Origin of the sequence: Kyrpidia spormannii, from assembly GCF_002804065.1 — a bacterium.
Classification (GTDB): Bacteria; Bacillota; Bacilli; order Kyrpidiales; family Kyrpidiaceae; genus Kyrpidia; species Kyrpidia spormannii.
This window is the reverse complement of sequence record NZ_CP024955.1, coordinates 500,056-521,690: the sequence shown is the minus strand read 5'-3', so window position 1 is coordinate 521,690 and position 21,635 is coordinate 500,056. Positions and strand designations below refer to the sequence as shown.

The 21,635-nt window shown below is 62.8% G+C and carries 14 protein-coding genes and 1 other RNA gene; 1 reads left to right on the top strand and 14 read right to left on the bottom strand.

The annotated features are described in order from the left end of the window. Nucleotides 1-16: 16 nt before the first annotated feature. The 12 genes from ssrA to rpoN all read right to left on the bottom strand — a co-directional run bounded on the left by ssrA (nucleotide 17) and on the right by rpoN (nucleotide 13,683). Nucleotides 17-366, bottom strand: a transfer-messenger RNA (tmRNA) gene (ssrA, locus tag CVV65_RS02650). A 212-nt stretch (nucleotides 367-578) separates the two neighbouring features. Then, nucleotides 579-1,037, bottom strand: coding sequence for an SsrA-binding protein SmpB (gene smpB, locus CVV65_RS02645; RefSeq protein WP_100669121.1), 459 nt, complete (start codon nucleotides 1,035-1,037; stop codon nucleotides 579-581). A gap of 155 nt (nucleotides 1,038-1,192) precedes the next feature. Next, entirely contained in the window at nucleotides 1,193-3,583 is a 2,391-nt protein-coding gene (gene rnr, locus CVV65_RS02640; protein WP_100666828.1) for a ribonuclease R, read from the bottom strand. A gap of 106 nt (nucleotides 3,584-3,689) precedes the next feature. Then, nucleotides 3,690-4,463 carry an alpha/beta hydrolase gene (locus CVV65_RS02635; protein WP_100666827.1) on the bottom strand — a complete coding sequence of 258 codons (774 nt, stop codon included), beginning with the start codon at nucleotides 4,461-4,463 and terminating at the stop codon, nucleotides 3,690-3,692. A gap of 80 nt (nucleotides 4,464-4,543) precedes the next feature. After that, nucleotides 4,544-4,786, bottom strand: coding sequence for a preprotein translocase subunit SecG (secG, locus tag CVV65_RS02630; protein ID WP_100666826.1), 243 nt, complete (start codon nucleotides 4,784-4,786; stop codon nucleotides 4,544-4,546). Between the two features lie 129 nt (nucleotides 4,787-4,915). Then, a complete protein-coding gene (gene eno / locus CVV65_RS02625; protein ID WP_100666825.1) occupies nucleotides 4,916-6,202 on the bottom strand; it encodes a phosphopyruvate hydratase in 1,287 nt (428 codons plus the stop codon). Continuing rightward, the gene (gene gpmI / locus CVV65_RS02620; protein WP_100666824.1) at nucleotides 6,199-7,734 is read right to left on the bottom strand and encodes a 2,3-bisphosphoglycerate-independent phosphoglycerate mutase; all 1,536 of its coding nucleotides are present in this window, start codon (nucleotides 7,732-7,734) and stop codon (nucleotides 6,199-6,201) included. The genes eno and gpmI overlap by 4 nt, the downstream gene beginning before the upstream one ends. Beyond that, on the bottom strand, nucleotides 7,731-8,537 hold the full coding sequence (gene tpiA, locus CVV65_RS02615; RefSeq protein WP_100666823.1) for a triose-phosphate isomerase: 807 nt from the start codon (nucleotides 8,535-8,537) through the stop codon (nucleotides 7,731-7,733). Before tpiA ends, gpmI begins: the two co-directional genes overlap by 4 nt. After that, a complete protein-coding gene (locus CVV65_RS02610) occupies nucleotides 8,534-9,733 on the bottom strand; it encodes a phosphoglycerate kinase (RefSeq protein ID WP_100666822.1) in 1,200 nt (399 codons plus the stop codon). The genes tpiA and CVV65_RS02610 overlap by 4 nt, the downstream gene beginning before the upstream one ends. Before the next feature lie 205 nt (nucleotides 9,734-9,938). Beyond that, nucleotides 9,939-10,976 (bottom strand): type I glyceraldehyde-3-phosphate dehydrogenase, encoded by a 1,038-nt coding sequence (gene gap / locus CVV65_RS02605; RefSeq protein WP_407928378.1) that lies wholly within the window; start codon nucleotides 10,974-10,976, stop codon nucleotides 9,939-9,941. 62 nt (nucleotides 10,977-11,038) lie between these two features. Continuing rightward, nucleotides 11,039-12,151, bottom strand: a complete 1,113-nt coding sequence (locus CVV65_RS02600; RefSeq protein WP_232070034.1) for a sugar-binding transcriptional regulator — start codon at nucleotides 12,149-12,151, stop codon at nucleotides 11,039-11,041. A gap of 176 nt (nucleotides 12,152-12,327) precedes the next feature. Next, entirely contained in the window at nucleotides 12,328-13,683 is a 1,356-nt protein-coding gene (gene rpoN / locus CVV65_RS02595; protein WP_100666821.1) for an RNA polymerase factor sigma-54, read from the bottom strand. 174 nt (nucleotides 13,684-13,857) lie between these two features. Between rpoN and CVV65_RS02590 the strand changes: the two genes are divergently transcribed. After that, entirely contained in the window at nucleotides 13,858-14,715 is an 858-nt protein-coding gene (locus tag CVV65_RS02590; RefSeq protein WP_100666820.1) for a pyrroline-5-carboxylate reductase dimerization domain-containing protein, read from the top strand. Here CVV65_RS02590 and CVV65_RS02585 read toward each other — a convergent pair. Continuing rightward, complete coding sequence (locus CVV65_RS02585; protein ID WP_198592101.1) at nucleotides 14,633-18,418, bottom strand: UvrD-helicase domain-containing protein; 3,786 nt, start codon at nucleotides 18,416-18,418, stop codon at nucleotides 14,633-14,635. The two genes, CVV65_RS02590 and CVV65_RS02585, sit on opposite strands and share 83 nt — an antisense overlap. After that, nucleotides 18,402-21,587: a PD-(D/E)XK nuclease family protein gene (locus CVV65_RS02580; protein WP_133121198.1), complete on the bottom strand. Its 3,186-nt coding sequence runs from the start codon at nucleotides 21,585-21,587 to the stop codon at nucleotides 18,402-18,404. Before CVV65_RS02580 ends, CVV65_RS02585 begins: the two co-directional genes overlap by 17 nt. Nucleotides 21,588-21,635 lie beyond the last annotated feature (48 nt).

Genomic DNA, 21,635 nt, shown 5'->3' with positions numbered 1-21,635 from the left:
ACAACTTCGCACTTTCTTGGAGGCGAGGGGAGTCGAACCCCTGTCCGAGAACCTCGCTACACCGGCTTCTACGGGTGTAGTCGTTTTACTGAGGTTCGCCGTCAGAGCGCGAAACGACACGCTCTCTTTCGGGCTAGCCTGCTATTATCTCATCGAAGGCCCACAGGCAAAGGCCCTTCGACCAGCCCGCGAGGTTGGCGCCCATCCAAGCGGTGCGGGCGCCCGCTCGGTGAACGTCCGGCATTAAGCAGCCAGAGCGAGTTCTTCTTTGTTCGCGTTTCTTGTACGCCCGCGTTGGTACGTGGTCGCAGCCCCACGACCCGCCACCGATGTTCGAACAGTCCCCGTCGAAACCAATACGCCCCCATGTTGGGTTGGGATTACTCCACTCACTGCTCCCGCGCCCTTCACCCGCCGGGCGGTGTGCCCGAGATCCTTGAGATTCTCGGTTTGCCCGATGCCACCGGCCCGTCATAGGCCAACCACAGGGCGGCACAGGGCTGGAGCAGTATTTTATTTTATCACAGCTGGAGCATAAAGAAAAGGGGCGTGGACATCAAACACTTTTCCAATCCCCTTCACTTCTGCCGTTCCCGAAAGGCCCGCTCGATCTCCCGGGCCGCGTCCCGTTTGGCCATGTCCTGACGCTTGTCGTACAATTTTTTCCCTTTGGCCAGGCCGATCTCCACCTTGCACAGGCCGTGTTTCAGGTACAGCCGGAGCGGGATAAGCGAATAGCCCCGTTCCCGGCTCTGGCCGTGGAGCCGCAAAATCTCGCTTTTGTGGAGAAGCAGTTTCCGGGTTCGCCGGGGGTCGTGGTTAAACCGGTTCCCTTGCTCATACGGGCTGATGTGCATGTTGTGCAAAAATATTTCCCCGTTCTCCACCCGGGCGTAGCTGTCTTTCAGGTTGGCCCGGCCCTGGCGGATCGCCTTGATCTCCGTGCCGGTGAGCACAATCCCGGCCTCGAAGGTGTCTTCTATAAAAAAATCATGGTACGCTTTGCGGTTCTGTGCCACCACTTTTTCCCCGGCCATTTTCCCCACCTCATCCCCTCCGGGTATCGCCATTATGATAACCGCATCCAAGGGCCCTGCCAAGGGGGACCGGCCGATATGGCACTGTCGGGACCGGAACCGCCCGGGGCAACCCCCCCGTTACGCCCCGGCCCATTCCCGGGCTCGGTCCCGCCTCAGCCGCGACGCCGCCCCTTTTTTCCCTTCGCCTTCGCCTTTTTTGCCCCGCCGTCTTTCTTCTTCTTTTTGCCCGGGGTGACCGCCTCGCCTACGAGAACCAGATCCCGGGCTCGGCTCCGACCGGAGCCTGCCGATTTTCGTGCCCCCGCTCTACCGACCGCCGCGGAAGCCGCTCCCGCCACATTCTTCTTCCGGCGGCTGCGTCCGCCGCTCCCCGCTGCCGGCCGGAACACCGCAGCCCCGGCCTCCGCATCTTCTGCCTGCCCTTCTCCCCATTCTTCCACCAACCGGAAATCGATGGTCCGCTCCTCTTTGTCCGCCCCGGCCACGAGGACCTTCACCCGATCCCCGATCCGAAAGTTCCGCCCGGTGCGCTCGCCGATCAGGGCGAACTGCCGGTCATCAAACCGATAATAATCATCGGTCAGATAGCTGATGTGAACCAGTCCCTCCACCGAGTTTTCGAGTTCGACGAACAGCCCGAAGGAGGTGACCCCGCTGACGATCCCTTCAAAGGTCTCTCCGACCTTGTCGAGCATGAACTCCACTTTTTTCAGATCCTGGCTCTCCCGCTCCGCATCGACGGCCACCCGCTCCCGCTCCGACGACTGATCGGCGATCCGCGGCATCTCCGCCCGCCAATGGGCCTCTTTCGTCGGGGGCAGGCCGCCCTCCCGCAGCCACTCCCGGATCACCCGGTGGATCACCAAGTCCGGATAGCGGCGGATCGGCGATGTAAAATGGGTGTAAAACTCTGCCGCCAGTCCAAAGTGGCCCAGACCCTCGTGGGAATAGCGGGCTTGGCGCATGGAGCGCAGCAGAATCGTGTTCACCACCCGCTCCTCGGGCTTGCCCCGCACCTGCTCCAGGATCTCCTGCAGAGCCCGGGGTTCCGCCCGCCCCCCCTTCGTCCGCAGGACATACCCCAGGTTCCAAATAAACTCCTTAAAACCCTCGATTTTCTCCGGGTCCGGATCTTCGTGCACCCGGTACAAAAAGGGAACCTCCAGCCGCTGAAAATGTTCGGCCACCGTTTCGTTCGCCGCCAGCATAAATTCTTCAATGATCTGCTCGGCGACAGTCTGGGGCTTCCGGACGATGTCCACGGGCTTCCCGGACTCGTCCAGAATCACCTTCGTCTCGTCAAAATGAAAATCCACAGCCCCCCGGGCCAATCGCCGCTTTCTCAGCGCCATCGCCAAATCCCGCATGTGCCGAAACATCGGAACCAGCGGCTCATATCTCGCCGCCAGCTCCGGATCCTCCTCGAGGATGCGGCGCACCGCCGTGTAGGTCATCCGCTCCCGGGTCCGGATGACGCTCGGGTAGATCTCGTGGTGCACCCGCCGCAGGTCCGGTGTCCACTCCATATCGCAGGTCATGGCCAACCGGTCCACCCGAGGATTCAAGGAGCAAATCCCGTTTGACAACCGAGGCGGCAACATAGGGATCACCCGGTCCACCAGGTATACGCTGCAACCCCGGCGGAAGGCCTCCTCGTCCAACGCCGACCCTTCCTTGACGTAGTAACTGACATCGGCGATATGCACCCCGAGCAGCCAATTGCCGTTCGGCAGCCGTTCCAGGGAGACAGCATCATCCAGATCCTTCGCGTCCTCCCCGTCGATGGTCACCATGGCGCGATCCCGGAGATCCCGCCGTCCCACAAGGTCCTCGCCCTGAACCGTTTCCGGCACCCGTTCGGCCTCCGCCAACACATCCTCGGGAAATTCCTCGGGGAGTTCATATTTGCGCACCACGGCCAGCACGTCCACACCGGGGTCGCCCGGCCGCCCCAACACCTCTATGACCCGCCCTTGGCAACTGGTGGCCCTTTCGGGATAGACGGTGATCTCCACCACCACTTTGTCCCCGTCATTCGCCCCGCCGAAATCGTCCGGAGCAATAAACACGTCCACGGGAATTCGCCGATCGTCCGGCCGAACAAAGGCGTAGTAGCGCATCGATTGGAACGTTCCCACCACCGTGTGCAGGGCGCGCTCCAGGATCCGGATCACCTCCCCCTCCGCCCGTTCCCCGTGCCGCTGGTGAATCCGGGCCACCACGCGGTCGCCGTGCATCGCGCCCCCGAGATCCCCGGAACTCACGTAAAGGTCCGGAATCCCCGGTCGATCGGGGATCACAAAACCGTACCCCCGCTGTTTCATCTGCAGCCGCCCGACGAGAAGGTTCATCCGCTCAGGCACGCCGTACCGATGGGTTCGGGTGCGGACTACCTGCCCGTTCTCCTCCATGCGCTGCAAAAGCGCAAGAAACGCCTCCTGTTCACCTTCTTGTATCTGCAAAGCCCTCTGCAGTTCCGCTGCCGCCATGGGCTTATATGATAATTCTCTCATCAGCGATAAAATCTGTTCTTCCATATTCACCCTCTCATCCCCTCCGAGGGGGACAGACCCGCCACGCCTCACCCGGATCTCGACTCGTTGTTCTAGTATGTGCGCTGGCTGCAAGTTGTAACCCATTCCCTTGTCATCATGGCGCCAAATCGTGTCCCCTCAGCCATTCGAGCACATCCCGCCACACCGCTTCCCGGTCCCGGTCGACAGTCAGAATATGGCCGGACTGCTCGTACCAAAGCAACGCTTTGTCGGACGTGCCAACCCGGGCATAAATATACCGGGCGGACTTCGGGCGCACCGTTCGATCCCGCCGGGCCTGAAGCACCAAGGTGGGGACGCGCACCCCGGGCAGCAATCGCTTGGTCCGCCGGATCAGGGTCATCAGTTCGCCGACACATCGGGTGGGCGTGATGTCATAACCGGCGAGATACCGTCGAATCTCCGGAGGATACCCGGCACTTCCGTCCCGGTGAAACCGGTGAATGGGCGCGACAAAACGGGCCAAGTGCGCCCGCCGATCCTGTAAATAGATAGGAGCACACATGGAGATCACCGCATCCACCACAACCCCCGCCACCCCGGACCCGAGATACAAAGACAAAGCACCCCCCATAGACAGGCCCGCCGCCACGATCCGGGAACTCCGTTCCCGCAACTTTCTCGCTGCATCCCGGGCGGAGGCCACCCAATCCCTCCAGCTTGTTCGTTCCATATCTAAGGGAGACGTGCCGTGCCCCGCCAACAGCGGCCCCGCCACGGTGTACCCCTGCTGGGCAAGCCACTGACCCATCGGTCTCATTTCCGAAGGCGAACCGGTAAACCCGTGCACCAGCAGAATCCCCACTGAACCCCCGGGGAAGAAAAACGGCTCGGGCGACGCCTCCGTGAATTCCTGGTCTTCCTTCACCCCGACCCTCCTCTCGAAGACAAAGCCGCCCGCGGAGCGGACGGCTGCTCTCTTCCCATCCCCTATGAAACTCTTCCCTTTCAAGATCCCCGGGCAATCAACCACGCAACGACGAGCGCCACGATAAAAAATACAGTGCCCAATATCGTCGTCGCTTTCATCAACACAGCGTCGATACCCCTGGCTTTGCGCCCGACCAGCTGCTCGGCGCCCCCGGCGATCGCTCCGGACAACCCAGCGCTCCGGCCGGATTGCATGAGAACCACCCCGATGAGGGCCAAGCTCACAATCACCAGTAAGATCTTCAAAATCGCCAGCCACATGGGCCACGCCCCCGCCTTTCATCCTTTCCTGCCAGGTCACCCCCGGCCTTCATCCCGCCTTCGAGACTTCCCGGGCATCCCAATCATTCCACATCCATCGTATCATGAACGAGCCCAGGAGCACAACCACTATCGACGCAGGTTATAGAAGGCATCCCGGCCGGCGTACCGCCCGGTATACGTCAACGCATCTTCAATCCGAAGCAACTGATTATATTTGGCCACCCGATCAGTTCGGGAAGGTGCCCCGGTCTTGATCTGCCCGGTTTGGGCCGCCACGGCGATGTCGGCGATGGTCACATCCTCCGTCTCCCCGGACCGGTGGGAGATCACCGCCGTGTAGCCCGACCGTTTCGCCATTTCAATGGCCTCGAAGGTCTCGGTCAAAGTGCCGATCTGGTTGACTTTTACTAGGATCGAGTTGGCCACTCCCCGATCGATCCCCGTCCGCAGCCGAGACGTATTGGTGACAAAAAGGTCATCGCCCACCAACTGGACTTTCTTTCCCAGCCGGGCGGTCAGCGCCTCCCAACCTTCCCAATCGTCCTCCGCCAACCCGTCTTCCACCGATACAATGGGATATTTGGCGATCAATCGTTCGTAGAGGGCGATCATCTCCTCGGCCGTGCGGGTGACCCCTTCGCCGGCAAAGACGTAACGGCCATCTTTGTACAACTCACTCGACGCCACGTCCACGGCCAGCATCACGTCCTCGCCCGGCCGGTATCCCGCCTTCTCCACGGCCCGCACAATGACCTGGAGCGCCTCTTCGTTCGATCCGAGACTCGGCGCAAACCCGCCTTCGTCGCCCACCGCCGTGGCCAGTCCCTTCTCCGAGAGCACTTTTTTCAGGGCATGAAACACCTCGGCCCCCATCCGAAGGGCTTCCCTAAAGGTCGGTGCCCCCACCGGCAGGATCATGAATTCCTGGATGTCCACATTGTTGTCAGCGTGTTTGCCCCCGTTGAGGATGTTCATCATCGGCACGGGCAAAGTCCGGGCCGCGAATCCCCCCAGGTACACGTAGAGGGGAAGCCCCACGGCTTGGGATGCGGCATGGGCCACCGCCATGGACACCCCGAGGATGGCGTTCGCCCCCAGCCGGCCTTTGTTGGGCGTTCCGTCGAGGTCGATCATCAGCCGGTCGATCCCCACCTGATCCAGGGCGTCCTGTCCGATCAACTCCGGCCCGATGGTCTCATTGACGTGGCCCACAGCTTTCCGGACCCCTTTTCCGCCGTAGCGCTCCCCGCCGTCCCGCAATTCCACCGCCTCGTGGGCGCCGGTGGAAGCTCCGGAAGGAACAATGGCCCGCCCCGTCGCCCCGCCTTCGAGCTCAACTTCCACTTCCACAGTCGGATTGCCCCGGGAATCCAGCACTTCCCGGGCCGTGATTTCATAAATCGTCGTGTTCACAGCACCAACCCCCGCCCCGTCATGTCCTTTGGCTTCTCCAATCCTAACAAATCGAGTATCGTCGGCGCAATGTCGGCGAGGACGCCGCCCTCCCGGAGGTGAACCCCCGGTTTCGTCACGATGAAGGGCACCGGATTGGTGGTATGGGTGGTGCACGGGCCCCCCGTCTCCGGGTCGACCATCACATCGGCGTTTCCGTGGTCCGCCGTAATCAGGGCCACCCCGCCTTGGGCGAGCACCGCCTCCACCACCCGGCCCAGGCATTCATCCACCGCTTCCACCGCCCGGATCGCCGCCTGGAGATCACCGGTGTGACCCACCATATCCGGATTGGCAAAATTCAACACCACCACGTCCAGAACCCCGGAGCGAATCCGCTCCACCGCCTCATCCGCCACCTCATAAGCGCTCATCTCCGGCTTCTGATCGTAGGTCGCCACCTTGGGGGAAGGAATCAGCACCCGATCTTCCCCTTCGAAGGGCTCCTCCCGTCCGCCGCTGAAAAACGAGGTCACATGGCGGTATTTTTCCGTCTCAGCAATGCGCAACTGGCGCATTCCATGTCGTTCCAGAATCTCCCCCAGAGTATTGGTCAAAGACTCCGGCCCAAAGGCCACTTCAGCGCGAATCGCCTCGCTGTACTGGGTCATGCAGACGTAGTCCACCACCGGCGGCTTCGGCCCCCGATCGAACTCCTGAAAATCCTTCTCTGTAAAGGCCCGGGAAATCTGGACCACGCGGTCCGGACGAAAATTAAACACAATCACCGCATCACCGTCTTCCACGGAGCCCACCGGCCGCCCGGCTTCATCCACCATCACCATCGGGACCACGAACTCATCCGTCACCCCCCGGCGAAAGCTCGCCTCCAGGGCTTCGAGCGGATCGGTGTACGTTTCCCCCTCCCCATACACCATCGCCCGGTAGGCTTTGGCGGTTCGCTCCCATCGCCGGTCCCGATCCATGGCGTAATAGCGCCCCGACAAGGTGGCAATCTGCCCCACCCCGAGCTCCCGCATCCGTTCGATCAACTGCCGCACATACATCCGGGCCGACTCGGGCAGGACATCCCTGCCGTCCAGAAACGCGTGGACATACACCCGGTCCACGCCCTCCCGTCGGGCCATCTCCAAAAGCGCGAACAAATGCTCAATATGGCTGTGCACCCCCCCGTCGGAGAGCAGCCCCGCCAGGTGAAGCCGGCTGCCCAATTCCTTCACGTGGCGCATCGCCCCGAGCAGTGCGGGATTGCGGAAAAAATCCCCGTCCCGGATCGCTTTGGACACCCGGGTGAGATCCTGATACACCACCCGGCCCGCGCCCAGATTGAGATGCCCCACTTCGGAGTTGCCCATCTGGCCGGCGGGCAGCCCCACCGCCTCCCCGCTGGCCTGAAGCTGGGTGTGCGGATATTCCTTCCAATAACGATCAAAATTCGGTTTCCGGGCCTGGGCCACCGCATTGCCTTCCCGCTCCTCCCGAAGTCCAAAACCATCCAAAATAATCAGCGCCACGGGACGTGGACGATTCATTGTGCCTCTCCTTCCCCCGCCTGGGCAGTGGCGGCCTTCGCCGCCGAAGCCACCAAGGCGAAAAACGATTCTGGACGCAAACTCGCCGTGCCCACGAGCCCGCCGTCCACCTCGGCCTCCGCCAAAAACTGTGCAAAATTATCCGGGGCCACGCTACCCCCGTACAGAATCCGGATCTCCTCCGCCGCCGGACCCGCCAACTCCCGCAGCCGGCGCCTCACCGCCGCCGCCATTTCCCCGGCATCCCGGGACTCGGCGGACCGCCCGGTCCCGATCGCCCACACCGGCTCGTAAGCCACCACCACCCGGGCCGCCCGGCCGGTGTCAAGTCCTTCTAAAGCGGCGGTGAGCTGGGCGGCCACCACCTCTTCGGCCCGCCCCGCCGTGCGCTGTTCCAACGTCTCACCGACACAGAGAATCGGCGTCATCCCTTCTTCGAGCGCCGCCCGGAGCTTTCGCTTCACCGCCTCGTCCGACTCGCCAAAATAGGCCCGTCGTTCGGAATGGCCCACGATCACGTGGGAACACCCCACGGCCCGGAGCATTCCGGGCGACACCTCTCCGGTGAACGCCCCCCGGGACTCCCAGTGAACGTTCTGGGCCCCCAAATACACCCCCCGGGCCCGGAGGTCCGCCCCCTGCAGGGCGGGCAGAGCGGGGTAAGGCGGACAAATCACCACCTCCACCCGCCCGGTTTCCCCGGATAGCCGCCCCGAAAACTCGTGCCAAAAGGACAGGGCCTCCTCGGGCGTTTTGTTCATCTTCCAGTTCGCCGCCAAAAGCGGTTTCCGGGCCGCGTTCATCCCCGCACCGCCTCCCGGTCCAGAAGGGCCGCAACCCCGGGCAGCACGCGCCCTTCGAGAAATTCCAGCGACGCCCCGCCCCCGGTGGACACGTGGGTCATGCGGTCTGCCAGTCCCATTTTGGTCACTGCCGCGGCGGAATCTCCCCCGCCGACGATGGTGGTGCCCTTCACCCCGGCCATGGCCTGGGCCACCGCCAAAGTCCCGGCCGCAAAAGGTTCCATCTCGAATACCCCCATCGGCCCGTTCCAGATCACCGTGTGGGCATCCGCCAGCATCGCCCGGCAACGCTCAACCGTCTCCGGGCCGATGTCCAGGGCCATCCAGCCCTCCGGAACCCCCTCTTCCACCCGCACCGTCCGGCGCTGGGCATCGGCGGAAAAGCGATCGGCGATCACCAGATCCACGGGCAAAAGAAGGGCTGTCCCCCGGCCCTCCGCCGTCCGCAAGGTCTCCCGGGCGGTCTCCAGGCGGTCTTCCTCCACGGAGGAACTCCCCATGCGATAGCCCCGGGCGGCGAGAAACGTGTTGGCCATTCCGCCCCCGATGAGGAGCCGGTCCACTTTTTCCAGAAGACGGGCCACCACGCCGATCTTGTCGCTCACCTTAGCCCCACCGAGTACCGCCGCAAAAGGGTGTTCCGGGTGGCTGAGGGCCCGGGAGAGCACGGTCAACTCCCGCTCCATCAAGAGCCCGGCCACCGCCGGCAAAAACTGCGCCAACCCCGCCGTAGAAGCATGGGCTCGGTGGGCCGCCCCGAAGGCGTCGTTCACGTACAGGTCGGCCAAACCCGCCCAAGCCCGGGCCAGGGCAGGATCATTTTTCTCCTCCCCGGGCTCAAAGCGAACATTTTCCAACAACAGCACATCTCCGGGACCCATTCCCGCCGCCGCCTGTTCCACTTCCGGTCCCACCACAGCATCCACTTTATGTACGGGCCGGCCGAGAAGCTCCTGAAGGCGCCGGGCCACCGGGTCCAGCCGATACCGCTCATCCACCCGGCCTTTCGGGCGGCCCAGGTGGGACGCCAGGATCAACCGTGCTCCGCCCCGAATGAGATACTCAATCGTGGGCAGAGCCGCGCGGATTCGGCCATCGTCCACCACCCGGCCGTCCTCGATGGGCACGTTAAAATCCACCCGCACAAAAACGCGCTTTCCCTGAACCTCCACATCCCGAATCGTTGCTTTGTCCATCCCCCATCTCCCTCCGTTCACAGGCTCTCCCGCACATGCAAAGAGGAGAAGGGCCGCCTCCTCCTCATCCAACCATTCTAATCCTAACAGATTTTGCAGCGGGACGGAACTGGACCCACATCATCCCATCGGGTCAGTTTACGTCCCGGGAATGCAATCAAACGGAACTCCCTTCCCGGCTTTTAACCGCCAGCATCCGGGATGTTTACACCCCGAGGGCCGCCAGCGCTTTTTCCCGGGACGGGAATCCCTGGCGGGCCATGTACCCCGCCAAATCCACCACCCGGTTCGAATATCCCCATTCGTTGTCATACCAGGCTACCGCCTTGATCATCGTGCCCTCCATCACCATCGTGGACAGGCCGTCCACCACGGAAGACCGGGGGTCCCCATTGAAATCTCTCGAGACCAGGGGCTGATCGGTATAGCCCAGAATGCCGTTGAGCGGCCCTTCTGCCGCTTCGCGCAAAACGGCGTTCACCTCATCCACCGTGGTGGAGCGCCGCACATCCACCACCAGGTCCACCACGGAAACGTTCGGCGTGGGTACCCGCATGGCAAACCCGTTCAGTTTTCCCTTCAGCTCTGGCAGGACCAGGGCAACCGCCTTGGCCGCCCCGGTGGTGGTGGGAATAATGGACAGCCCCGCCGCCCGGGCACGGCGCAGATCTTTATGGGGAAAATCCAGGATTCGCTGGTCGTTGGTATAAGAATGAACGGTGGTCATTAAGCCCCGTTCAATCCCGAACTGCTCGTGAAGAACCTTCGCCAAGGGGGCCAAACAGTTGGTGGTGCAGGAGGCATTCGAGATAATAAAATGCCGCTCAGGATCATAAGCCCCCTCATTGACCCCCATCACCACCGTCAGATCCTCATTCTTGGCCGGCGCCGTGATGATCACTTTCTTCGCCCCGGCTTGCAAATGGGCCTTGGCCTGCTCCCGGCTGCGGAACCTCCCTGTGGACTCCACCACCACGTCGATGTCCAACTCCCCCCAGGGCAGACGGGTAGGATCGGCTTCCGCACATACCTTTATCCGCTTGCCGTTCACCACCAGGGCGTCCCCTTCCGCCCGGACCTCCGCATCAAAAATCCCGTGCACCGAGTCGTATTTTAATAGCATTGCCAAAGTTTCGGCGTCGGTGAGGTCGTTCACCGCCGCGATTTCCACATCTCCTCGGCGGTAAGCCGCCCGAAACACATTGCGCCCGATTCGCCCAAACCCGTTGATCGCCATCCTCATGCCCAGATCCCTCCACTTTTTCAATGCCACTTCGCCACCGGACCGCCCGGGCGGCCGGTCGCTCAGGAAATCTCATGAATTTCGGCGGTTTTGGCGCCCTCGCCCTGGTCTCCGCAACCCTTGTACCGGGCCAGGATCTCCCGGGCCGCGCCTTCGTCCGTCACCAACATGTGGGGCGCCACCGCCTTGGCCACCGCGGCAATAGCTCCCGCCTTGCCGCGACCGCCCGCTACGGCAATCACCGCCCGCATACCGGAAATATCCCCCAGGCCCAGGCCCAGGGTATGTTGTTGATACACGATTCGCCCATCTTGGTCAAAATAGTATCCAAAAGCTTCCCCTACGGCGCCCCGCTCTTCCAGCACGGCGATTTCTTCTGGCGGCAAGCGCCTTCTCCGGGCCATAGCTATAGCCTGGCCGATCCCGTGAACGACAATGCTCGCTTGTCGAATGAGGTGCAGTTTTTCTGCGATCTGAGGCTCGCCGGCCAAGGATCGGTACGCCTCTTCGCTGAGCCGGTCGGGGACATGAAACAGGAGGTACTCCGCCCGGAGTCGCTCGGCGAGATCGGCCGCAATGGTGTTGGCCTGGTATTCCACCCGCTCTCCCACCCCGCCCCGGGCCGGGACCACCAAAATATTCCCCGGGTGAACAGGCGGCATCCGGGCCGCCACCGCGGCCACCGTCGTCCCCCCGGTCACCGCCACCACGTCCCCCCGGCGGAGAACCTCCCGCAAAAACCGGGCGGCGGTAAACCCGAGATCGCCCTTGACTTCGGGATTTTCATCCACGTCACCGGAGACGACCCGCACGGCTCGCAACCCCAGCACCCGGCGCAATTCCCGCTCCAGATCCGCCCGCCCATCTAGAATCCCCATCACTTCCCCCAGGGCATCCAGCAGGGACTCCCCCAAAGGCGTTAGACGCATCCCGCTGCTGTCCACGGCCACGAGGCCCTGGTCCTTCAAAAAGTCCACCTCGCCCCGCAAAATGCGCTCGGTGGTGTCCATCACCTGGGCCAGGGTCCGGCGGCCCACCGGCTGCATGTCGTACATCTGCCGCAGGATGCGAAACCGGCCTTTCATCGTCTCGATCACATCGGGCACCAACCTCTGCTGCAGGGTCAGCAGACTTTTCATGGCTTCATCCCGCCGTTCCACGTTCCACGGATCCACTCGCCTCTCCCACCTTCTTTCGGGACATAATGTGTCCCGCATGTACTTTTTTTGTCCCGATCAGGGCTAAATAAGAGGCGGCTCCGTTCCATGCGGAACCTCCTTTTACTCCAGTATACGCAGGACCCTTTCGGCCGGCAAGAGGGGAATGGTCCCTCGCCGGCCTTTGGGGGGCCTCAGGAACCATGGCGCCGGCGCTGGGCTGACGAGGCAATGCGGAGTTCCTCGCGGTATTTAGCCACGGTTCGGCGGGAGATCCGAATGCCCTCTTGCTGCAAAAGGTCGGCCAGGCGCTGGTCGCTCAGAGGGTCTGACCGATCCTCCTCCTGGATCCATTTGCGAATCTTCGCCTTGATGCTCTCCGCCGATGCCCCTTCTCCGCCTCGGGTCTGAACCCCTGAGCTAAAGAAATATTTTAACTCCAATACTCCCCGGGGCGTCTGGGCGTATTTGCCCGTGGTGGCCCGGCTGACGGTGGATTCGTGCACCCCGACCCGCTCCGCCACCTGGCGCAGGGTCATCGGGCGCAAGTACTCCAATCCCCGGTCGAAAAAGTCCCTCTGCAGCTCCACAATGGCTTCGGTCACCCGCAGAATCGTCTGTCTTCGCTGCTCCAAACTGCGGATCAACCACATGGCCGATTGGATTTTTTTCGACAGATAGGATTTCGCCTCCCGGTCCGCCCCTTGGGTTGAGGCGATCCGGCGATAGATGGGATTAATATGCAAATGCGGCGTGAGCCGATCGTGTACCATCACCACGTAGTCCCCGCCCACCCGCTCAATGGTCACATCAGGAATCACAAACCGGACCTGATCCCCAAAAAACATCCTCCCGGGTTTCGGGTCCAAAGTTTTCAAAAGGTCGGACAGACGCTGTACTTCTTGGAGGTCGATCTGCAAAGCTTGGGCGATTCTCGACTGACGCCCCTCGGCCACATCCTGAAGGTGATGATCGATCAGATCCTTCAGACCAGGCTCGTCGGGATAACGTTCCCGGGCCTGAATGTTGAGACATTCCCTCAGGTCCAGCGCCCCGATCCCCAGGGGCTCCAGGCCATGCAACCGACGGCGGCACCGCTCGACCAACGCTTCCTCCACCCCGAGCTGTGCGGCCATCTCGGCGCTGGACATGGACACATAGCCGCGTTCGTCGATATTCCCGATGACGTAGCGCAGCACCCGTTTTTCTAAGGGGCTCAGTCGGAGATCGGACAACTGAACCATCAAATGGTCTTCGAGATTCTCGGATCTGGCCGCCACATCCGCCGGGGGCTCCCGATACGACTCGCGCATCGAGCGAAGCAGCCCCGGGTCTGGACCGGATTCCCGCAACCAAGCGTCAAATTCCCCCCATCCCTCAGCCCCGGCCGCCTCTTCCCATTCCATCACCGGATTCTCGGCCATCTCTTGTTGTAAGTATTGCGATAACTCAAAGGAAGACAATTGCAGAATTGCGATCGCTTGGCGCAACTCTTGAGTAAGGATCAACTTTTGCGTTTGTTGCTGCCACAGTCCGAACCCCATCTGCATCCGTCCTCACCTCCTGTTCATCCCCGCTTCAATCCTTCTTTACAGTTTAACTATTTCGCGATATAGCGCAACATTCCTGCCGCGGGTTCGACAAAAATCCCTGGAAATCGGCATGTTGTTGCCCGGCAGGCCGTACAATTCAATAATGACCACGCATCTCTGGGAGGGTTGGTCATGCGCATTGGGTGTATCGGGACCGGGACCATCGGAAGCATGTTGATCGAGGCGTTGTCTTCAAAACTGCCCGAACCCCCGGACTTTGTCGCTTGCAATCGCAGCCGGGACAAAATTGCCGCCCTCGCCCGGCGGGTTCCCAGTCTGGTCATGGTGGCGACGGCAGCGGAAGTGGCCCAGCGGTCACAAACCCTATTTATCTGCGTTAAATCGCCAGATCTCGACCCGGTGATCGACCAAATTCGCCCCTTTCTCTCGCCGGACCACGTCCTTCTGATCACCGCCAGCGGGTTTGAGGTGGAGCGCCTCGAACACCGAGTTCCGGCCCGTGTGGGAAAAATCATTCCCAGCATCACCCAGTTGGCAGGGGGCGGCGCAATCCTAACCCAGTACGGACCCCGGATGGACCGGGAAAGCTGCCGGAGCGTGGACGGGCTCCTGTCCTTCATCGGCACCCCTTTACCGGTCACCGACGATCAGATTCGGGTGTACGCAGACCTCACCAGTTGCGGGCCGGCATTCTTCGCCGCCATCCTTCAAGCCTTCGCCCGGGCAGCGTCAGCCACGGGCCGAATCGGTGCCGGTGACGCCGAGCATCTGCTACAACTGACATGGAGTGCCACCGCCCGCCTCTTTGAAAACGGGATTACCCCCGAAGACGTGCGTCGGAGAGTTTCGGTCCCCGGCGGCGTGACCGAAGCTGGGCTCGCCGTGCTCGACCCCGGTGCCGACACCCTATTCCGCGATCTGTTCGCCGCCACCCAAGCGCACCATCTCAGCCACCGGCCGAGCCCCGGGCAAACCCGGGACAAATGGCCCGATACGGACAGACCCGGCACATCGAGAGGTCCTCTGTAAAAGGATACGCTTCGATGCGCCATTCTCGCGACAAATGATTGAGCCTAGCATCCACGCGTTCCAATGCTTCCCTCACGTTCTCGGGATCGACCGGCACCGGGGCGAGTACGCCCGGGTCTGTGAAGTACAGATACGCCTCATCCACAAGGGCGAGATTTCGTCCCACCGCCCACGCGTACAGTTGGACTTGAAGCCGATAATGATCCACCAGGGCCCCCACCCCGTCCGGCGCCGTGCGGTTCGTCTTAAAATCCACCACCACCGTGCGGCCGTCGGCGACAAAGATTTTGTCCACCTGCCCATGAAGGTCCCAGACCCGTTCTGCTCCTTGTAACCGGAGGTAGAAAGGCCACTCACTCCACACGCGCTGGGCCCGGTTTAGCCGTTTGGACAACTCCCCGTCGGCGTAACGGAGCAACTCCTCCCGCACCTCTTCCCGAGCCCTGCGGCCGAGCGGGCCCATTAAACGAAATTCCTCCAACACCTGGTCCAAGCGGTCCAGAATCGGTTCCGCCCCGGTCCAGCGCTCACACACCCGGTGAACCACCGTACCTCGGAGAAGAGGAGACCAACCGACTCCCTCGATCTCCGCTGGCCCTTGATCCCCACCCATCTCTGGGTCAGGGATCTCCTGTTCACCTGGCACTCCGTCCCCACTCGCCGTTTCAAAGGCCTGATCGAGGGCGGGCAGGCGCAAAGCCCAGTGATAGTAGTAGCGCCGGGGGCAGATATCATACTCCAACAAACGGCTGGCGGACACGGTGGCCATCTCCGGACGTCCGAGAGGCCCGCCGCCAGGCGTGATCACGAAATCCTCTCGATCCCAGCCCCCCTCGGCATCCCCCAGGGTGAGAATGTGGTGGACCAGTCGGGCGGCCTCTCCTTTCGCCTGGCCCTCCGCCATCTGTGCGCCGGAATCAAGGGATTCGATCACCTCCGGGCCTTCGCCGGGCCGGTCCTCGCTGACGCCTCTGTTTTTGGGCTGCGGGCGGGCCGCGTCTATGGACCCGACCATTGGATCCGGCGCTGCCACCCGGGTCCAGATCACGCCTTCGCCTGCATGGCCAACCAACTCCTCGGCGCCCGAAAGGTCGCCCTGAGCGAGGGAACAGATCAGCCAATCAAACCAACTCCGGGCCTGGTCCACCGTCAGCGGATCTTTTTCCTTGGAGGGCAGCTTTCGAGTGCCAAAAAGGGCGAGGTGATCCCGGGCCCGGGTCAATGCCACATAAAATTTGCGCATCTCCTCCTCCCGGTCTTTGCGCGCCTCTTCTTCCCGCACCCGCTCATACCACCCGAAGCCGGCGTACTCCCCGACCCCGGGCCATTTAACCGCCAAAGCCCCGTCTTCGTCCATGCACCACATCTCTCTCCGGGAGCGAAAAGGCCGGGCCAAATCCGGTAGCACCACCACGGGAAACTCCAGACCCTTGGACTGGTGGACCGTCATCACCGTCACCGCATCGGCCCCGTCGACAACCTGGGCTTCCTCCTCGTCGGTGTCGTCCTCGATTTGCCATTGAATCCAGGAAAGAAAAGCGGATAGGGACACCCGTCCCTCAGCTTCCCTCTCGTAGGCCATTTCAATAAAACGACGCACGTTCTCCGCCTTTTGCCTGCCACCTGAGGTTTGCAGGAGAGTCGGCACGATCCCCGTTTCATCCACGATCCGCTCCACCAGGGCCCCCGCCGATTCCCAGGCGGCCCGTCGGCGCCACTTGGCGACCTGCCGTGCCGCATCCTCCGCCGCCCTTCGATCCCATGGGGAAAGGGGAAGTTTGTGACTTCCGTCGACCCACCCGAGCGGATCCGCCGAGAACGCCAGCAGTCCACTTTCTTTCCTTCGGCCCGTGGCCAGGGCGATGATCGTCAGCCCATCGTCCGACATGCCGAACAAGGGCGAACGCAGCGCTCCAATCATGGCGACCTCATCACCGGGATCGTACACCCACCGCAAAACCTGGATGAGATCCCGGACTTCCTGGCGGCGAAAAAAGTTCCGGCTTCCGGCGATGCGGTACGGCACCCCGGCCTCTTGAAGGGCGAGTTCGTACACGGGCAGGTGTGTGGAGACGGCGAGGAGCATGGCCACGTCACCGTAGCGGGCCGGACGGGGACCGGATTCGTCCCCCACGGTACCCCCGCTTTGTATAAAACGCCGGATCCAACGAGCAGCCTCGGTGGCTTCGACCAGGCGACCGGCCAAACCTTCGGAATCGATGTGCACGATTTCGACCGATCCCCCCATTTTCTCGCGGGTCGGGACGAGGGGTTCGTACTCGATTTTGGAGGATTGCGGGGCGGCGTTGTTTTCCCCGTTCTCCGATTCACCCATAACCGGACCGAGGACGCGGTTGACAAAGTCTAAGATGGGGCCCTGGGAACGGAAGTTGTGTCGAAGGGACACGGCGACCCCACCCTTTTCCTGCACCTGCTGGCGGGTTTCGACGAACACAGACACATCGGCTCCACGAAACCGGTAAATGGACTGTTTCCCATCCCCGACGACAAACAGCCGCGCGCCGCCATCGAGTAAGAGTCCCACCAGGCGGGCCTGAAGGCGGTTCGTATCCTGAAACTCGTCCACCATCACATACCGCAAGGAAGCGATCCAGTGGCGGCGCACCTCAGAGTCTTCCAGCAGCCGCACCGCCCTCAGTTGCAGATCTGTGTAATCGAGAGCCCGGTGTCCGGCCTTTTTCTCTTCGTACCGCCGGGCGACCCGATCCCACAACCGGCACAGCCCCTCGGTGACCTCAGGGAGATCGGCCGCTTGGACCGCTTCTGCCGCCGCTTTCACCGCGGCCTTCCACTCTGCCACCGCATCGCCGAGGACCTTGGGAGCGTTACCGCTCCACATCTCTTTATCCAGTCGGCGCAGCCGCTCCTCCCAGTCTTCGGTGACCCGGCCGTCCCAGGAAGCTAGGGCCTCCTCCATCTCCGGCCAACTCGCCGCAAACTTCATGATTTTCTCGTAAGCCTTCGTGGTGGACGACACCTTTTGTCCGTCCTCCACCATTCGCCGTCCGGCATCGAGCAGGGCTTCCCGGACCTGCAACCACCGCTTTGCTTCCCGGGCCAGGGATTCCCGGGAGACCGCCCACACCTCAGCCCCGGTTCGGTCCTCCTCCCGCCAGGTGGTCCCCAGTTGCAGGACCAGGTCCATCGCCCCTGTCTCCCCGTAGACGAGCAGGGCGGTGCGAATCGCCGGCTCCTCTTCCTTCAAGGCCTCCAGGATGGCCTCCTGGGCCGATTCCCGGAGGATTCGCCGGGCCTCGGGCTCGTCCAGCACCACGAAGTCCGGGTCCACCCCGGCCTCAAAAGGATACCGCCGGATCAGAGCCGCGCAGTAGCTGTGGATCGTGCTAATCGGGGCGGTTTCCAGCTCTTCTTCGTAGGGCAAGAGCCTCGTTTCCCCCGCTTCGATCAACTGCCTCAGCCGGGCCCGGATTTTTCTCCGCATGTCCGCCGCCGCCGCTTCGGTAAACGTAATGGCGATGATCTCCCCCGGCCGGCAAGGCGCGCCGGTCGGAATGGGCGCATCTGTGTCCTCGGGCGGAGGAAGGGTAGGCCGCCCATTCAACATGGCCGCATATCGCTCGGTCAACACCCAGGTCTTCCCGGAACCCGCCCCAGCGGTCACCACCACATCGGACCTGAGGGCTGTAATCGCCTTCCACTGATCTTCAGTCGGCCTCAGCACCGCTCTGATCCTCCCCTTTGGACCCCACACCTTTTCGCAACAGCAAGACGTCATGTTTGCGGCATGCGTGCCCGAATTCACAACTCCGCTCCAGACAAGCCCCGGGAGCCACCGGGTAATCGCCTGCCCGCATCCGGCCGTGATATTCCAGAATATAGTCCAGGGCTTGATTGATCAACGCCCGCCACTCCTCGTCCCCAAGGCCCACGCGGGGGCCCAAGCCGTGGTCCGCCCCTTTACGCCAGAGGCCTTCCTTTTGACGATCCGGGCGCTCTATCCCATAATACGCCGCACCCAGGGGTTCCCCATCCGGGTAAAGCGCTTGGCGGACAATTTCCATATAAAGGGGCAGTTGCACATCGATTCCTTTCGCGATGGCCGCTTTGCCATGCCGCCCGCCACCGGTGGTCCGTTTGTAGTCGTAAACGATGAACCGGCCCTGGGCATCGGCGTCAATCCGGTCCACTCGCCCCTGAAACAAAAGCCCCTCCACCGCCATGGGGGTCGGAGAAGATGCCGGGTCGGACGAATCGTCCTCGCCCCCGAAAGCCCATTCAAAATACCTCGGCCGCAGGCCAGATCCCCGGCGCTGGCTCCAGTCGTAAGCGACCCACTTCCAAATTCGGTTCCTCATCCGTTCTCGTTGGAGGGACCAGGTCGGGAATTCCTTCAACCCCAACCGCTCTTCCAGGGCCTGCACTTCCTCCCCCCACCGTCGGTCCAGCAGCCCCAGCACCCGGTCGATATCGAACCACAGGTTCCCGTCCCCTGCTTCTGCCAGATCCCGAACTTCGCGAAACAATCCGCTCAGCACCCGGTGATACAGCAGGCCCGCCTCCAGCGCGTCCAAAGGTTCCCGGGCCCCCCTCTCCACTTCGATCTTCCAGACCCGCCGCAGTAAAAAGCGAAACGGGCACGTCCCGTAATCGTTGAACATCGATACGCTGTAAACCCGGTCCTCGGAAAAGCGCTGGCCGAACTCGGCCTGGGCAAAATCACTGGACAGTCGGCCTTCCCACGGGGAAAATTCCGGACTTTCGCGAAGTTTTTCGATCATCGCCTTGGCCGCGAGCCTTCGCCACCGTCCGGACAGGGGATCGCCAACCGGATCGGCAGGAGCGTCCATCCAAATCTCTGGCGCACCTGCGGCAAGCGCCCTCTGCGCCTCCCACTCCCGCCACTGGGCCACATGGGCAAAGGGAGGTCCGGCCTCCCTGGGATCTCCGGGTTGTTGGGGAAGCCCTGCGACCGAGCCGAATTCTTGCCCACCCCCGGGGAGACATTGCCCACTCCGCCACAGTTGCTCAAGAATCCGAGACGGAAGCTTCCCTTCCGCTTCTATGTAAGTCAAAGCCACCTGGATACCCGGGGTTGCCAGGAGACGCAACAGGTGTTCTTCATGTTGGGTTCGCACTTCTGCCGGCCGGGGCCATTCATAGCCCCGGCGTTCCAGTACATCGTAGAGGGATTCGGGAAACCCTTCTTCCCGCTCCGGGGGAGGCCAGATCCCTTCGTTCACATCCGGAACCACCGCCGCTTCGAGATCCAAAACCCAGGCCGTCTCCGGAGACACCACCCGGATCCCATCTTCTTGACCCGGCCGAACGATCAACCGGCGACCCTCCAGCTCTTCCCGCAACCAACGCGCCCATTCCCCCCGGGTACACCTCCCCGGCCATCCCACCCAACTGTCCGTCTCCCGCCACTCCCGCAGCATGGCCCGCAACACGGCATAAGCTTCTAGATCCTGGCGTATCCCCTCCCATTCCTCCGATCCAGCTTCTCGCGCCCGACGGCGCAGGGCCCGCTCTACTTCCATCTCTTCCAGCAAGCCTTCCAGGGCGTCCGCCCATTCGGACAACGACCCCTTCTCCGGCATCGCCGCCAGCCGGTCCCGCAACTGTGCGAGCCATGTGAGAACATCCTCCAGTTCCCTACGCTCCCCGGGTAAAAGATCGGTCTCCGCCTCCAGGGCTCTCCGGACACCGGCCATCCACCCGTCGGCCCCCGCGCGTTCCAGGCGTGGGTCTGCCCTCCGGGCCAACACCCAGTGCCGCGGTCGTCCGTCCGGGGCGTACACATCGGACGCCACGGTAAAAAGCGCCGCCCGGCTCCAAAGCCCCTGTGCCAACTCCAATAAACTGAGCACAAATTGAATCAACGGCGCCGCCGTTCCGGGGCGTACCACCGGCTCGGCCAGGGAGATCCCCCGATCCGCCAAAGCCCGAACCAAAGCCGAGTCCGGCGTCGGCGGCCGGCTGGTGACCACGGCGATCCGCCGGGGTAAAAGGCCCTCCGCCAGCCGATCCGCCACCCAGCCTGCGACTCCCGCCCACTGGCTCGCTTCGTCGGGAAAAGCAAGACTTGCCGCCGCTGGGCGACGACCGCCTTGAGGCAACAGATTGCCCCCTGGTTGCATGGTAAAACCCTGGCGGGTCAGAAGCCTCCATCCACCCCGTTCCAAAGGCCCGCTATCGCTGAGCACCCCCGGGATCTCGACAGGGGGAAGACAGACCTCCACCGCCTCAACGCCCCGTATCGCAGCCACAAACCGGACAGCCGCGGCACTCAACCTGGAAAATCCGTACACAACAACCCGGCTCACCCCGGGCAGCCACTCCGGAAGGGGGCGCTCCCCGAGGAGAGCCGCCGCCCGTCCCAACATCTCCGCCTCGTCCGCCGCCCCTCCGCGCATTCCCTGGGCCTCCACCACCGCCCGAAGCAGCCCGGCCAGCCAGCGCACCCGGCCCGCCTCCCGCCGGGGCAATCCTTCCGCCGCCTCTTCCAAAATCTCCGGGGGGATTTCCGCTTCCCGCAGCCGCTGAATGAGCCTCGCCGCCCTGCGCCGGACACCCGGCCAAGCGAGGGGATCCAGCGCCGGTCCTCCGCAGGGCGCCCCGAGCCGAGCCATGGCACGGCCGACCAGACGCATTCGGACGGCCCTGGAGATGGGAATCCAGCGTTCTCCGGCGGCCGAAAGAAGACTTGCCGCCGCTTCTTCCAACGTCCACACTCTACCGGAGCCGAGGCTGTCAGCGACCTCTAGCCACCGGTCCCGGACCGCCCGGGCCACCGCCCCGTCCGGGACCAACCACAGGACCCCGGCCCCGGGCGCTGTCTCCGACCGATCAAAGGGCGAACCGGCCACGATCTGCCTCCTCGTACTCACCCATTCACCCCTCCTCTGGGCCGCTCTTTCTCACACGTCCCGGTGCCC